Raw genomic sequence first — 12,937 nt, 5'->3', positions numbered from 1 at the left:
TGATCATCGTTTTCTCTTGTGGCCGGGCCAACCGGCCGGTAGCCAAGAGGGTGGCCCTGCTCAAACTGGAGGTTCGATGTCCCTGGACGTGTCACCCGCGCTGCTGGAGAAGGCCGAGCGCGGGGAGGTCTCCGACGCCGAGTTCGTCCGTTGTGTCAAGGAATCCCTGCCCTACGCCTGGGAAGTCATCACCGGCGTGATCGCCGACGCCGACGGCGCCACGGACGGCTTCGCCGACAACGAGACGCCGCCCCCGAGCGAAGCCGCCCGCGGGCAGCTGCTGAGGGCGCTGGCCTCGGACGCCATCCGCGGCGGGCTGGAGCGGCACTTCGGCGTCAAGCTGGCGTTCCAGAACTGCCACCGGGTCGCCGTGTTCAAGAACTCCGAACTGGACGGCGACCGTTACCGCGCGTTCGTCTCGCCGCGCGGGCAGCTGCTCAACCAGAGCCCGGAGCTGCGGGACTGCTAGCCCGCAGCACCTCGGTGCCGATCCGCGCGATGTTCGCGTAAGTCCCCTCCGGCGTACCGGACGCCTCCACGAGCATCAGCACGTGGGAGACGCCGGTGCGCCGGAGGCTCGTTTCCCGACCTCACGGAGCCAGCTGGTTCTCCAGGTACCGCACGAACAGCTCGTTGTGCAGCACCCGTGGCGAACGGCGCGCCCGGACGAGCGCGATCGCTTCCGTCGCCCCGAGCCCCAGCTCGACGAGCGTCCGCGCGACGACCAGGCCGGACCGGTTGTACCCGGCGTGGCAGCGCACGAGCGTCTTGCGGCCCGCTCGCACGGCCGCGGCGGCGAGCACGGCCAACCGCGCGACCTGCTCGAGCTGCTCCGGGGACAGCGGTCCGTCCGGGATCGGGTAGCAGTGGTGCTCGACGCCGTCGGGCGGACCGTGCCCTTCGCGGCGGTAAAGGCTGATCACGACGTCGAACTCGCGCGCGACGACCACCGGCACCTCACCCGTCGCGTCGAACCGGGTGTGCCCGCCGATCCAGAGCCCCGGCCGGACCTCACTCCACACCGGGTCGTCCGGGTACCAGCTCAGTTGACCGCGACCTCGTTGAACCACAGGCGCGGCTCCAGCCACGGGAACACGATGAACATCAGCAGGGCGACCACGCCGAGCGCGAGGACGACGGCCAGCGTCAGCTTCGCCGCGAACGGGCCCGGCAGTTTCCGCCAGATCCAGCCGTACATCAGGCTTCCCCGATCTTCGAGAGCAGGTCGCCGTAGTCCTTGACCTGGTTCTTCGGCACCTGCTGGGTGAGCACCGAGGTGATGATGAGCCGCTGCTGGGCGGAGAACTGCGGGTGGCACGTCGTGAGCGTGAGCAGCGCGGCCTGCTGGGCCTTCGGCAGCGTGTCGGCGCCCTTGTACGGGACCGGGTTCACCGCGGTGCCCTGGCTGGGCAGCACGACCTTGCGGCCGAACGTCTCGCTGTAGGCGCCGCCACCCTCACTGTTCGTGTCACGCAGGGTCGACACGCCCTTGCACTTCGGGTCGGCGCCCTTGCCGCCGGCCCAGCCGTCGATCTCGTCGTCGTAGGGCAGGACCTTGTAGATGTAGAAGTCGGTCGAGGTTTCGATCACGATCTGGTCACAAGATGAGAGGTTGTCCAGATCGTTGAACGGGGCACCCTTGCCGACGCGGTGACCGGCGACGGCGAAGTTGCCGGGCTCGCCGGGCAGCGACGTGCCCTTGTAGTGGCCGGGGCCGACCTCCAGCGCGGCGTCGTCGGTGCCCTCCTGGATGGTGAAGTTGTAGTCGACGCCGAACGTCGGGATGTGGATCCGGGCGAACGCCTTGCCGTCGACCAGCTCGGGGTGCAGCGTGCGGTCGTGCGCCCACTCGCCGTCGAGCTGGTCGCTCGCCTCGGACTGCTTGCCTGCCGAGAACAGGTCGGTCACGTAGAGCTCGTAGACCATGAACAGCAGCACGACGAGGCCGAGCGTGATGAGGATTTCGCCGGCCGTCCGGATCGCGACGCCACCCTTGCCCAGCGGGGCCGGGGCGGGTTTCTCCTTGGTCGCGGCGCCGCCCTTGCCGACCGGGGCGAACACGACGGTCTCCTCGGCCGAGCCTGGTGGCGGGGCCGGGCTGGTGTAGCGCCGGGGTGGCGGACCCTGCGGACGACGCGGTGGCTGCCCCTGGGGCCGGCCCGGCGGCACCTGGCCGCGAGGAGGCGTCACGGGCGCCCGGCGCTGGGGCGCGGGCCGCTGTCCGGGCTGTCTGCGCCGGTCGTCATCCGGTCCTTCTCGCGTAGCCACGCAAGCTCCTCTCAAGCCGCGTCGAACCCTGGGTGACGCCGCTGTCACGGTCCGGGAAATCCGACCACTCCTGGCCGCTGCTTTCCTGCGGTCATTTACGTTAACGTGTGCACGTGGCGCCGGTTGCGCACCCTCAGCGGGACAGCGCCACCTGACGAGCCCGAAGAGCACCGCGAGGAATCACACGATGCCCAAGTCCAAGGTCCGCAAGAAGACCGCTTACACCCCGCCTGCCGACCGGCGTACGCCGGTGAAGGTGCGGGCCGCAGGCCCCACCGGCCTCGCCTGGAAGATCCCGATGTTCGGGTTCATGGTCCTGGGCTTGGTGTGGCTGCTGGTGAACTATATCGCCGGGGACAAGATCTCCTGGATGGCCGACCTGGGCAACTGGAACTTCGCCGGTGGGTTCGCGTTGATGATCGCGGGTCTGCTCATGACGATGCGCTGGCGCTGATTATTACTCCAAATGGCGGCTTGACGTCGAATTACACCGGTGTGACTCATCCCCAGTGTGGATAACCCCTGTGGATAACTACCCCACCTCTTGGGCACCGCGTCGGGCCGTTGTGGTATCGGCCTGGGCCCTCACGGCGTTGCTGGTGCTCGGCGTGGTCGTCGACGCGCTGACCGGCGACCGCGGCGGGCTGGTGCTGTTCGCGCTGGCCGCCGTGGCGGTCGGCGCGTTCTCGGCGCACGCCACGATCGTCCGTCCCCGGCTGGCCGCCGGCGCCGAGGGCCTGCTGACGCGGACGCTCGGCGGTACGCAGCAGCTGCCCTGGGGCGAGACCCGCACCCGGCTGCGCACCACGCGCCGGCTGGGCCGCGACGGCGTCACCCTCGAGATCGAGCACGACGACCGGCTGTACGTCTTCGGGTGGCTGGAGCTCGGCGAGGACCCGCGGGACGTCCTGGACGTCCTCAGCACGCTCCGCGCGCGGAGCTAGGTGCAGTTGTAGAGCTGGACCCCGCGGTACGGGACGAGGCCGCAGGTCTGGGCCGCGAACTGGCTGTCCTTCCAGACCAGCAGGCCGACGATCGCGACGACGATGATCACCAGCCCGATGGCCTGCCAGCGCGCCTGGTCGACCTCCGGCGCGTAGAGCAGCGCCACCGTGACCAGCGCCCCGGTCACCAGGCCGCCGACGTGCGCGTAGATCGAGATGCCCGGGATGCCGAAGGTGATGAAGGCGTTCAGGGCGAGCGTGATGAGCAGGCCGGTCGGGTTCAGCCGCAGCTTCAGCACGATCACCGCGTAGGCGCCCATCAGGCCGAACAGCGCGCCGGACGCGCCGGCGGTCGACTTCTGCGGGTCGTCGAACAGCAGCACGGCCGCCGACGCGCCGAGCATCGAGATGAAGTAGAGCGCCAGGTACCGGCCGCGGCCGGTGATCTGCTCCAGGGACCGGCCCATCATCCACAGCGAGAACATGTTGACCGCGACGTGGATCGGCCCGAAGTGCAGGAAACCGCTGGTCAGGACCCGCCACCACTCGCCGCCGCCGAGGGTCGCGCTGCCGTACAGCTCGCCGTACTGGAAGGCGTTCGAGAAGTCGTTGTCCGAGAGGCTCTTCGCCTGGAAGGCCGTGAAGAGGAAGACCAGGACGTTCACCGCGAGGATGACCTGGGTGACGAGCACCGACTGGGACAACCGCGCGCCGAAGACGGTGCGCTGGCCGAAGCCGGCTTCCTGGTAGCTGCGTTGCTGACGGCGCTGCTGCTGGCTGCCGGCCTGCACGCAGTCGGTGCACTGGAAGCCGACGGGCGCCTCCCGGAGACAGTCCGGGCACGCCGGACGCCCGCACCGGGAACAGCTCAGCCCGGTCGGGCGGTTCGGGTGCCACCAGCACCCGGGCAGTGCGGCCTGGGGTTGCGCGGCGGGGTTCGGCGGTTGGCTCACGATAGGAACCAACCTACCGAAACTCCCGGACGCTCAGCCCTCGTGGTCGATCGTGACCTTCTCGATGACGACGTCGGACAGCGGACGGTCCGCCGGCCCGGTCGACGTACGGCCGATCGCGTCGACGACGGAGCGCGACTCCTGGTCGGCCACCTCGCCGAAGATCGTGTGCTTGAAGTTCAGGTGGGTGGTCGGAGCCACGGTGATGAAGAACTGCGAGCCGTTCGTGCTCGGCCCGGCGTTCGCCATGGCCAGCAGGTACGGCTTGCTGAACTGCAGTTCGGGGTGGAACTCGTCACCGAACTTGTAGCCCGGGCCGCCGCGACCGGTACCGGTCGGGTCGCCACCCTGCAGCATGAAGCCGTCGATGACGCGGTGGAAGATCGAACCGTCGTAGAACGGCCCGGAGTTCGTGCCCGCCGCGTTCGGCTGGGTGTACTCCTTGGTGCCCTCCGCGAGCCCGACGAAGTTCGCGACCGTCTTCGGCGCGTGGTCGGGGAACAGGTTCAGGTTGATGTCACCCTGGTTGGTGTGCAGCGTCGCTTTCACGCTTTCATCGTGCCATCTGCGGCGGCGCGCGGGGAAAAGGGGCACGATAGGTTACGGGCAACAGAGCAGTGTCAAAACGATTGATGAGGTGAAGGCCATGTCCCGGGCGACAGCCCAGGCCGTCGATGCCGCCGACAAGCTTGTCTCCGAGGGAGCCAAGACCGGCCGCCGCGTGCAGAAGCAGCTCGCGAAGAAGACGGAACTGACCCGCAAGGAGCTCAAGAAGAGCTCGAAGGCCGCCCGCAAGGAGGCCCTCGCCCGGCTCTCCGAGCTGCGCAAGCCTGGTCGCAAGGCGAAGAAGGCCGCCATCAAGGCCGCGAAGGCGGCCGGCGAGTCGAAGCGTCGCGGCAAGAAGGACTTCAAGTCCGCGAAGAAGGACTTCGCCGCGGCCGTTGTCGAGGCGAAGGCTGCTGCCAAGGGCACCCGCAGCCGTCGTCGCTGGCCGTGGCTGCTCGGGCTGGTCGTGGTCGGCGCGGGCGCCGCCTACGTGCTGCGTTCGAAGCAGGAGCCGCCGGTCGCCCCGGCGCCGCCGAAGGCCACCCCGCCCGCTCCGCCGAAGCCGGCCGAAGCGGCGAAGCCCGCCGCGGCTCCGGCGCCGAAGCCGAGCCCGCAGGCGAACGGCAAGTCGCCGTCCTCGACGCCGGCCGAAAAGAAGAACTGAAGACGACGCGAAGAGGCCCCCGGGGTGCACCGGGGGCCTCTTCAGTCGTGCTCAGGTGGTGATCAGACCGCGGCGGCGTGCTTGTCGACCAGCTGGCCGAGACGCGGCAGCGCCTCCTCGACGTTCTTCTTGCCGTTCGGGCGCAGCTTGCCGTAGACCTTCTTGATGCTGTCGCGGCTGCTGCGCTCGGCGCGCGAGTCGGTGACGCTCAGCAGCGCGTCGGAAGCCTCGTCCGAGCGGCTGGTCAGGTAGGCACCGAAGTCGCTGCCGCCCTTGGCCTTGTAGTCGCCGTAGAACGGCTCGAGCGCCACGACGAAGTCGGGCAGCAGCGTGTCGACGGCCGAGGGGATGATGCCCGGCTTGATCTTCTTGACCGCGGCGAAGCCGGTCTTGACGACGGCACCCGAAACGCCGCCCTTGTCCGAGACCTCGGCGTCCACGAGGCCTTCGAAGTCGCTCACGACAGCCGGGCGACGGCTGGAGTCGAGCAGGATGTCCTTGAGGGTGTCAGCCACGAATCTTGTCCTTTGTCGTTGCAGAGTTGGTGCCCCGCCCCGGGGTGGGGGTTCCCCGGCGGCTGCGGTGCGCGAGTCCACGAAGCCTGCGCGTGACGCACAGGGTAATACAAGATCAACTTCACTCACCCGTGTGGCTACGACTACCTAGAGCTTCAGGGCGGAGATGGTCTTTCTGACCACGGAGCGTGCCTTCACGCTCTGCTTCTGGTTCGTCGTCGCGACCACCGCCGTCGCCCCCTTCGAGACCGCGTAGACGGCGCCGTCGTCGGTGGACTGGTAGCCGCCCTTCCAGCCGGTCGGGTCGGACGCCGGGTTGGACGTCTCGACCGGTGCCGCCTTGTTGACCAGCGCCGTTGCCACCGCCGCGTCGCCGACGTAGATCCGGACGGTCAGCTGGATCTTGCCGTCCGGGCGGTAGAAGAAGCACGCCGGATGGGGCTGGTCGGCGGACACTCGCACCTTCGAAACGTGCTGACCGTTCGCGTCGGCCACGAACTGGCTGTCGAGGTACGGGCAGTCCGCGGTCTCCCCGGGCTGGGGGTCCGGCGGCAGCTCGGTGCCCGCGGCCGCACCGGCGGACTTGGACGGCGGACTGGGAGTCGCGGTCCCGGACACGAGGGTGGCGCTGCAGCCGGCCAACAGGGCCACGGCGGGCGCGAGAAGTACGAGTCGTCGTCGCATAGCGTGCTCAGTCAACCATGTCCAGTCACACGAGTGAGTGCGGTCGGCAGTTCAAGTTCACGTGCTGACCCGGCGTGGGAGCATGGCCGGGCGGTGTCCGTCTTCGGTGGGGGAGGTCCCCGGCGTGCTCACTTCCGAGCAGTACCTCGGTGCGGTGGCCGGCTGAACTCCGTGCAGTTCGGGCCCGCGGTCGCCGTGGTCGGGTTGTTCACCGAGTCGGTGATGCTCACGACGATGAACTACTGCGTGGTCGCCTGCGCCATCCCGGAGGTCAACGCCGCCGCGCTGTACGACTTCACCAGCCGCGCCACGCAGCACGCCCGCGCGAACGTCATGGGGACCTCGGCTGGACGGCGGGGTCGGTCGTCATCGCCGGCCTCATCGGCCAGCGCGTGTACCCGGACGCCGCGCGAAGCTGACGTACTGCTTCCCGCAGCCCGCCGAGGTGTACCAGCAGGTGCAGTGGCAGCAGCAACAACAGCAGCAGCTCCCGCCGGCCCAGCAGCAACAGCAGCCGTACTACCCACCTCAGGGCCGGCCTCCGTACGGTTACTGACATGGTCGCGTTGCGTGGATGGCCCTCGTTCCCCGAAGAACTGCCCGTGTTCACACCGGAGACGGCACCGCCGGAGCCGCGGGAGCTGTTCCTGGAGTGGCTGACCGAAGCCGGTGAGCACGTACTGGCGCCGCACGCCGTCACACTGTCCACTGTGGACGCCGATGGTGCGCCCGACGCGCGGGTGGTGATTCTCAAGGACGTCGGCCCCGGCGGCTGGGCGGTCGCCACCAGCTCGGAAAGCCCGAAAGGCCTGCAGCTGCGCAAGGATCCGCGCGCCGCGCTGACGTTCTTCTGGCCCGGCCGCGGCCGCCAGGTCCGGCTGCGGGGGCCGGTCTCCCCCGCCGCGCCCGAGGTGTCCGCCGAGGACTTCCTGGCGCGGCCGCCCGCGTCGCGTGTCGAGGCGTTCATCGGGCACCAGTCCCAGGTGCTGCACGACCCGGCCGAACTCGACACCGCCGCCGCGGAAGCCGCGCGTTGGGTCGAAGAAAACCCGGGTGTCGCCCCGGAAACCTGGACGCGGTTCCTGGTGGACCCGGACGAGGTCGAGTTCTGGCAAGCGAGCCATGACCGCCGCCACGTGCGGTTGCGGTACCGGAAGGCCGACGGCGAGTGGGTCCGCGAGCGGCTCTGGCCCTGACGTACCGGGGGCGCGGGTAGTCAGGAAATGCGACAAAACGGAGGCTCTGATTCGCCTAACCGTCGTACTCGCCCGCGGCGTCCCCGGCGCGTTCGACCGCGCCGGCGCACTGCTGAGGGTGGCCAGGCAAGGCGCCCGGTAGACGATCTTCCCTTCCTAGCAAGGTCTGTGCCGTCGAGCGGCACCAGATCCAGCGATTCGACGGCCTGCTTGGCGGCCGCGGCGGTCCGTCCGGAGAACCACCGGAAGTGCTTGAACGACCCGCAACCGCGTTGTCGCCCCGGCAAAGTCTGGCCGTTCGGGGGTGTTCCGCGCCGGGGCCGGTGTGGCCATGATGGATCATGCGTTCGAAACTGCTGACCGCCGGGCTGGTCCTGGCGCTGACCGCCGCACTCGGTGGTGTGGCCGCGGCCGACACGCGTCCTGGGGGACGACCGAAGCTGACGGACTCGCACCCGTGCCCGGGCCAACCGGGCTTCACCTGCTCGATCCTGACCGTTCCACTCGACCACACCGGCCGCGTCCCGGGCACGCTCGACCTGCCGATCGCGACCGCGGACAACGTCACCGCGCCGAAGGGCGTGCTCCTGTTCCTCACCGGCGGCCCCGGGCAGGGCGGCGTCGGCACCATCACGCGGATCGCCACGCAGCGGCTGCCGGAGGTCGCCAAGGACTACCGGATCGTCATGCTGGACCAGCGCGGCACCGGCCCTTCGTTGGCGCTGCAGTGCCCGGGCCTGCAGGCGCAAATGGGCAGTTCGGACATCGCGACGCCGACGCCGGACGCGGTCACCGAATGCGCCCGCATCCTCGGCAGGACGGCGCCGCTGTACTCGACGGACCAGACGGTCGCGGACTTCGACCAGCTGCGCCAGGCGCTGAACGTGCCGAAGATGGTCGTCGACGGCGTGTCGTACGGCTCGTTCACGGCGGCGCGGTACGCGATCGCGCACCCCGGCAACGTCAGCAAGGTCGTGCTGGACTCGGTGCTCCCGCACCACGCGACGGCGTCGGCCTCGCTCTACCTCACCGGGCTCCAGGCCGAAGCGCGCGTGCTGCGCCTGGCCTGCGCGACGGCGCCGGCCTGCGGCTACGACCCGGCCGACGATCTCGCGTGGGTAGTTCACCACCGGAGCACGGCGGACGGCGTGAAGATCTTCGACACGATCGTCTCGTACGAGTTCGCCGACCCCAGCTACCGCGACCCGGAGGCGGGCGACATCATCGGCGCCCTGCACGCAGCCCGCGGGGGCGCCCCGGACCAGCTGAACCAGCTGCTGGAGGCGTACAAATCGGGCGGCGACGACCCGGCAGCGTTCAGCTCGGGCCTCCACGCGGCGACGCTGTGCGCGGACCAGCGCTTCCCGTGGGGCTCGGCGGCAACTCCGGTGGCGTTGCGTCAGCCTCTGCTTTCGCTGACGTCGCGCGCGCTGCCGCCGCAGGCGACCTGGCCGTACACCACGGCGGTGGCGACGCAGCAGGGGTTCATCCAGAGCTGCCTGCCGTGGCCGGCGGAGCGTCCCGGCTCCAACCCGTCTTCGCGGCTCCCGAACGTCCCGGTGCTGCTGCTGAACGGTGACCACGACCTGTCGACGCCGCTGGAATGGGCGCAGGAGGAGGCCAAGCAGGCACCGCAGGGGAAGCTGGTGGTGGTCCCCGGAGCGTCACACTCGATCCAGAACCGCGAGCGCGGCCACGCGGGCCGCGACGCGGTGATCGCCTTCCTCGGCTGAGGGGAACCTGCCCGTGAGGTGAGGGGCAGGCCAGGGGCACGGCCGCCTGGCATGACGAAGGCCGGGTCAGCGAGCACAGCAGCTGACCCGGCCTTCGTCACGGGCCTCAGGTTGTGGAGCTGAGGGGAATCGAACCCCTGACCCCCGCCTTGCAAAGGCGGTGCTCTACCAATTGAGCTACAGCCCCGGGCGCGGGCGGCGGACCGCCCGCACGGAGACTCAGTTGTGGGAAGCGCCCGCCGGCTTGGCCGGGGTGGTTCCGTTGTTCGAGGGGACCGGAGCGGTCGCCTCGCGCCAGAGGTCGGCTTCGGCCTTCGCCGCCTTGTTGCGCTTGACCACGAACAGGACGCCGCCCGCGATGACCGCGAGTGCCAGCAGCTTCTTCACCGAAGCCCCCTTCTCATTGCTTCCCTTACCCCGCGATGTTACTGCACCCGGCCCGGCGCGAGGTCGGCCGGTGCCGGAGCGCGGTGTTCCACGTGGAACCACTGTCACCGCACGTAACCCACGTCACACCGCCGCGGAAATACCGAGCCCCGCAACACTGTTATACGAAGTGGTCGACCGCCAACTCAGCCCTGCCGGCACTTCTCTTCCCGGCAGGGCTGACCTGTATCCGGACGCTTTCAGGGCCGGATCCGCAGCTCGCGCCTGCTGCCGGCACCTGGTCACGTTCCGGGTGGCTCTCGCAGTACCTGGATCACCAGGATCTCCCGGGACGTCTGTCGACCTGTTTGAGTCGGCGTTCAGATACACCGGACGCGCATTTGTGCCAGCAAATGCTTCCGCGACTGAATGGACGAAGACCAATGGCGGACAACCAGTTCACCACTCACGCAGACCTTTTCGATCTGAGCGGGAAATACGCACTAGTCACTGGCGGCACCAAGGGCATCGGGATGATGATCGCGCGCGGCCTTCTGCAGGCGGGCGCCCGCGTCGTCATCAGCTCACGCGACGCGGACGCGTGCGCGGAGGCTCAGAAAGTACTCTCCGAATTCGGCGACGTCCAAGCAATCCCCGCCGACCTGTCCAGGTACGACGAGTGTCAGCGCCTCGCTGACCTCGTCAAAGGCGGCTCGGAACGCCTCGACATCCTCGTCAACAACGCGGGAGCGATGTGGCGCGAGCCGCTGGAGACGTTCCCGGTCGAGGCCTGGGACACGGTGCTCGACCTCAACCTCAAGGCGCCGTTCTGGCTGGTGCAGGCGCTGCTCCCCGCACTTCGCCGGGCAGGCACCGCCGATGATCCCGCGCGGGTCATCAACATCGGCAGTATCGCCGCCATCCACGTCGCCGAGTCGCCCAACTACTCGTACGCCAGCAGCAAAGCGGGACTCCACCAGCTCACCAGGGTGCTCGCCAGAGAATTGGGCCCACAGCACGTCACGGTGAACGCGGTGGCCCCCGGACCGTTCCCGTCGCAGATGATGGCGTCCACGCTCGATGCCATCGGCGACACGATCGCGGCGAAAGCCCCTCTGCGCCGGCTCGGCCGCGACGACGACATGGCGGGTATCGCCGTGTTCCTCGCCGGCCGGGCCGCGTCCTACCTCACGGGCACCGTCATCCCGGTCGACGGCGGCATCGCCACGACGGCAACGGGTACCTAGGCGGGTACCGGCAGAACCTCCCTTCGCCCGCGGACAGGGCTTACGGTGAAGAGGTGGCCAAGATCGATCTGCGCACCGAGATCAAGGAGTTCCTGAGCTCCCGTCGCGCGCGGATCGCGCCCGAGCGGGCCGGACTGCCCGCCTACGGCGGCAATCGCCGGGTCAAAGGTCTTCGCCGCGAAGAGGTAGCGCTACTGGCCGGGGTGTCGGTCGACTACTACGTGCGCATGGAGCGCGGTAGCCTCGCCGGCGCTTCCGACGGGGTGCTCGACGCGTTGGCCGTTGCCTTGCAACTCGACGAGGCCGAGCGCGACCACCTGTTCCACCTCGCGCGACAGTCGAGAGCGCCGAGCGGTCCACGCCGACGGCGACCCGCCGCGGCGGTGCGTCCGGCGCTTCAGCAGGTGCTCGACGCCATTACTGACGCGCCGGCGTGGATTTGCAACGGCCGTTATGACGTGCTGGCCGTGAATCACCTTGCCCGCGCGCTGTTTTCACCGGTGCTGGCCGACCCGCGACGGCCGGCGAACACCGCACGGTTCGTGTATCTGGATCCCGCATCGGCAAAAACGTTTTTCGTCGACTACGACCAGATCGCCCGCGATACGGCCGCGAAGCTACGCATGGAAGCCGGCCGCGATCCGCACGACGAGAAGCTGATCGCCCTGGTCGGCGAGCTGTCGACCCGCAGTGAACTGTTTCGGCAGCGGTGGGCGTCCCAGGACGTTCGGCTCCACCGGTCCGGACGCAAACGCCTGCACCATCCGGTGGTGGGCCAGCTCGACCTGGACGTCGAGTCGATGGAACTGCCAGCCGAACCCGGCCTGCTCCTGACCGTCTACACCGCGCCCGCCGGCACGGCGACCGCGGACGGCCTGGCCCTGTTGGCGTCGTGGGCGGCCAGCCAGGAGAAGCCGGTGCGGTGACCTCTGACCACGGTCATGCAAAAGCCCGGTTCGCGCATTGCGAACCGGGCTTTTGACTTGCGTGGGCCTACCAGGACTTGAACCTGGGACCTCTTCGTTATCAGCGAAGCGCTCTAACCACCTGAGCTATAGGCCCTTGAACGAGGAGAACTTTACAGGACCCCCGAGGGGGCCCTGCAACCGGGTTACTCCCGTTCCGAGAGCGTGACTTCCAGGCCTCCGGCGAGGTCGGCGGACACGTTGTAGATGAAGGCGCTGACCGTGGCCAGTGCCGACACCAGGACGATGTTGATCGCTCCCAGGATGGCGGCGATGCCGAAGACGCGGCCTGCGCTGATCAGGGGTTCCGAGGACGCGTTCGCGCCTTCGCCGCCGACCAGGGAGGAGTACGTGCCGTTCAGCTTGTCCCAGACGCCCATGCCGTCGAGGACCGTGTACAAGACGCCGACCGCGACGAGCCAGACGAAGAACATCGCGACGCCCAGGACCAGGGACAGCTTCAGCACCGACCACGGGTCGAAGCGCTTGACCTGCAGGCTCGCCCTTCGCGGGCCGCGGCCTGGGCGGCGGAGGGCGCTCGGGCGGGCCCGCTGGGTCGAGGCCGACGGGACGGCGGCCGCGGACGGCTCGCCGCCCGGTGGGGTGTCGCCGCTGCCGCCGAAGAGGCGGGGGGCGGCGCTGCCGGTCACCACCGGGCGGTCGGCCGGGGAGACGGGTTGCGTCTCGCCGGCCGAGTGCGCTTCCTCCGTGGCCAGCCCGACCGTCGCTTCGGCGTCGCCGCCGTCCTTGCCTACCCGCTGCCAGGGTGGGCTCGCCGGAGTCCCGTTCGAACCCGCTGCCTCGGGATTCTCGGATGGTGTCACGAAGAGTCAGTCCTTACCCGTGCCGTGGAGAC

At 69.2% G+C, this 12,937-nt stretch carries 17 protein-coding genes and 2 tRNA genes; 8 read left to right on the top strand and 11 right to left on the bottom strand.

The annotated features are described in order from the left end of the window. Nucleotides 1-76: 76 nt before the first annotated feature. On the top strand, nt 77-469 hold the full coding sequence (locus ACGFMK_RS30815) for an SCO5389 family protein (RefSeq protein ID WP_392770499.1): 393 nt from the start codon (nt 77-79) through the stop codon (nt 467-469). A 121-nt stretch (nt 470-590) separates the two neighbouring features. Here ACGFMK_RS30815 and ACGFMK_RS30810 read toward each other — a convergent pair whose 3' ends face one another. Genes ACGFMK_RS30810 through ACGFMK_RS30800 form a run of 3 tightly spaced genes read right to left on the bottom strand, consistent with a single transcriptional unit; the run spans nt 591 to nt 2,190 of the window. Next, nucleotides 591-1,022, bottom strand: coding sequence for a dual specificity protein phosphatase family protein (locus ACGFMK_RS30810; protein ID WP_392770497.1), 432 nt, complete (start codon nt 1,020-1,022; stop codon nt 591-593). A gap of 20 nt (nt 1,023-1,042) precedes the next feature. After that, a complete protein-coding gene (locus ACGFMK_RS30805) occupies nt 1,043-1,198 on the bottom strand; it encodes a hypothetical protein (RefSeq protein ID WP_323325321.1) in 156 nt (51 codons plus the stop codon). Next, entirely contained in the window at nt 1,198-2,190 is a 993-nt protein-coding gene (locus ACGFMK_RS30800) for a class E sortase (RefSeq protein ID WP_392770625.1), read from the bottom strand. Before ACGFMK_RS30800 ends, ACGFMK_RS30805 begins: the two co-directional genes overlap by 1 nt. Nucleotides 2,191-2,455: 265 nt before the next feature. Between ACGFMK_RS30800 and crgA the strand changes: the two genes are divergently transcribed. After that, nucleotides 2,456-2,722, top strand: coding sequence for a cell division protein CrgA (gene crgA / locus ACGFMK_RS30795; RefSeq protein WP_020642616.1), 267 nt, complete (start codon nt 2,456-2,458; stop codon nt 2,720-2,722). Nucleotides 2,723-2,834: 112 nt separating this feature from the next. Then, complete coding sequence (locus tag ACGFMK_RS30790) at nt 2,835-3,212, top strand: PH domain-containing protein (protein WP_392770494.1); 378 nt, start codon at nt 2,835-2,837, stop codon at nt 3,210-3,212. On the opposite strand, the gene ACGFMK_RS30785 is transcribed toward ACGFMK_RS30790, so the two are convergent. Continuing rightward, nucleotides 3,209-4,165 (bottom strand): rhomboid family intramembrane serine protease, encoded by a 957-nt coding sequence (locus ACGFMK_RS30785; protein ID WP_392770491.1) that lies wholly within the window; start codon nt 4,163-4,165, stop codon nt 3,209-3,211. The genes ACGFMK_RS30790 and ACGFMK_RS30785 overlap by 4 nt on opposite strands. A gap of 33 nt (nt 4,166-4,198) precedes the next feature. Continuing rightward, entirely contained in the window at nt 4,199-4,714 is a 516-nt protein-coding gene (locus tag ACGFMK_RS30780; protein ID WP_392770488.1) for a peptidylprolyl isomerase, read from the bottom strand. A 97-nt stretch (nt 4,715-4,811) separates the two neighbouring features. Between ACGFMK_RS30780 and ACGFMK_RS30775 the strand changes: the two genes are divergently transcribed. Continuing rightward, complete coding sequence (locus ACGFMK_RS30775; RefSeq protein ID WP_323325310.1) at nt 4,812-5,375, top strand: hypothetical protein; 564 nt, start codon at nt 4,812-4,814, stop codon at nt 5,373-5,375. Between the two features lie 62 nt (nt 5,376-5,437). Here ACGFMK_RS30775 and ACGFMK_RS30770 read toward each other — a convergent pair whose 3' ends face one another. Continuing rightward, nucleotides 5,438-5,890, bottom strand: a complete 453-nt coding sequence (locus tag ACGFMK_RS30770; protein WP_323325307.1) for a DUF6918 family protein — start codon at nt 5,888-5,890, stop codon at nt 5,438-5,440. Between the two features lie 147 nt (nt 5,891-6,037). Beyond that, entirely contained in the window at nt 6,038-6,574 is a 537-nt protein-coding gene (locus ACGFMK_RS30765; protein ID WP_392770485.1) for a DUF2020 domain-containing protein, read from the bottom strand. 557 nt (nt 6,575-7,131) lie between these two features. On the opposite strand from ACGFMK_RS30765, the gene ACGFMK_RS30760 reads away from it, so the two are divergent. Then, on the top strand, nt 7,132-7,770 hold the full coding sequence (locus tag ACGFMK_RS30760; protein WP_392770482.1) for a pyridoxal 5'-phosphate synthase: 639 nt from the start codon (nt 7,132-7,134) through the stop codon (nt 7,768-7,770). A gap of 341 nt (nt 7,771-8,111) precedes the next feature. Next, nucleotides 8,112-9,503: an alpha/beta fold hydrolase gene (locus ACGFMK_RS30755; protein WP_392770479.1), complete on the top strand. Its 1,392-nt coding sequence runs from the start codon at nt 8,112-8,114 to the stop codon at nt 9,501-9,503. Between the two features lie 114 nt (nt 9,504-9,617). On the opposite strand, the gene ACGFMK_RS30750 is transcribed toward ACGFMK_RS30755, so the two are convergent. Together ACGFMK_RS30750 and ACGFMK_RS30745 are read right to left on the bottom strand one after the other, a co-directional pair. Next, nucleotides 9,618-9,690 (bottom strand) — tRNA-Ala (locus ACGFMK_RS30750). Nucleotides 9,691-9,722: 32 nt separating this feature from the next. Then, on the bottom strand, nt 9,723-9,890 hold the full coding sequence (locus ACGFMK_RS30745; protein WP_086679331.1) for a DLW-39 family protein: 168 nt from the start codon (nt 9,888-9,890) through the stop codon (nt 9,723-9,725). Nucleotides 9,891-10,312: 422 nt separating this feature from the next. Between ACGFMK_RS30745 and ACGFMK_RS30740 the strand changes: the two genes are divergently transcribed. After that, nucleotides 10,313-11,116 (top strand): SDR family oxidoreductase, encoded by an 804-nt coding sequence (locus ACGFMK_RS30740; RefSeq protein WP_392770476.1) that lies wholly within the window; start codon nt 10,313-10,315, stop codon nt 11,114-11,116. 53 nt (nt 11,117-11,169) lie between these two features. Next, entirely contained in the window at nt 11,170-12,042 is an 873-nt protein-coding gene (locus ACGFMK_RS30735; RefSeq protein ID WP_392770473.1) for a helix-turn-helix transcriptional regulator, read from the top strand. A gap of 62 nt (nt 12,043-12,104) precedes the next feature. On the opposite strand, the gene ACGFMK_RS30730 is transcribed toward ACGFMK_RS30735, so the two are convergent. After that, nucleotides 12,105-12,178: transfer RNA gene (locus tag ACGFMK_RS30730), tRNA-Ile, on the bottom strand. Between the two features lie 49 nt (nt 12,179-12,227). Continuing rightward, entirely contained in the window at nt 12,228-12,905 is a 678-nt protein-coding gene (locus tag ACGFMK_RS30725) for a DUF3566 domain-containing protein (RefSeq protein ID WP_392770470.1), read from the bottom strand. Nucleotides 12,906-12,937 lie beyond the last annotated feature (32 nt).

It is taken from the genome of Amycolatopsis sp. NPDC049252 (genome assembly GCF_043197175.1).
GTDB lineage: Bacteria > Actinomycetota > Actinomycetes > Mycobacteriales > Pseudonocardiaceae > Amycolatopsis.
Note: the sequence above shows the minus strand (reverse complement) of the source record. Positions and strands in the feature narration are given on the sequence as shown.

Excerpts from the sequence above, each read along its gene's own strand:
- ACGFMK_RS30815 (WP_392770499.1), top strand. The coding sequence starts at position 77 with ATGTCCCTGGACGTGTCACCCGCGCTGCTGGAGAAGGCCGAGCGCGGG.
- ACGFMK_RS30805 (WP_323325321.1), bottom strand. The coding sequence starts at position 1,198 with ATGTACGGCTGGATCTGGCGGAAACTGCCGGGCCCGTTCGCGGCGAAG.
- crgA (WP_020642616.1), top strand. The coding sequence starts at position 2,456 with ATGCCCAAGTCCAAGGTCCGCAAGAAGACCGCTTACACCCCGCCTGCC.
- ACGFMK_RS30775 (WP_323325310.1), top strand. The coding sequence starts at position 4,812 with ATGTCCCGGGCGACAGCCCAGGCCGTCGATGCCGCCGACAAGCTTGTC.
- ACGFMK_RS30765 (WP_392770485.1), bottom strand. The coding sequence starts at position 6,574 with ATGCGACGACGACTCGTACTTCTCGCGCCCGCCGTGGCCCTGTTGGCC.
- ACGFMK_RS30760 (WP_392770482.1), top strand. The coding sequence starts at position 7,132 with ATGGTCGCGTTGCGTGGATGGCCCTCGTTCCCCGAAGAACTGCCCGTG.
- ACGFMK_RS30755 (WP_392770479.1), top strand. The coding sequence starts at position 8,112 with ATGCGTTCGAAACTGCTGACCGCCGGGCTGGTCCTGGCGCTGACCGCC.
- ACGFMK_RS30740 (WP_392770476.1), top strand. The coding sequence starts at position 10,313 with ATGGCGGACAACCAGTTCACCACTCACGCAGACCTTTTCGATCTGAGC.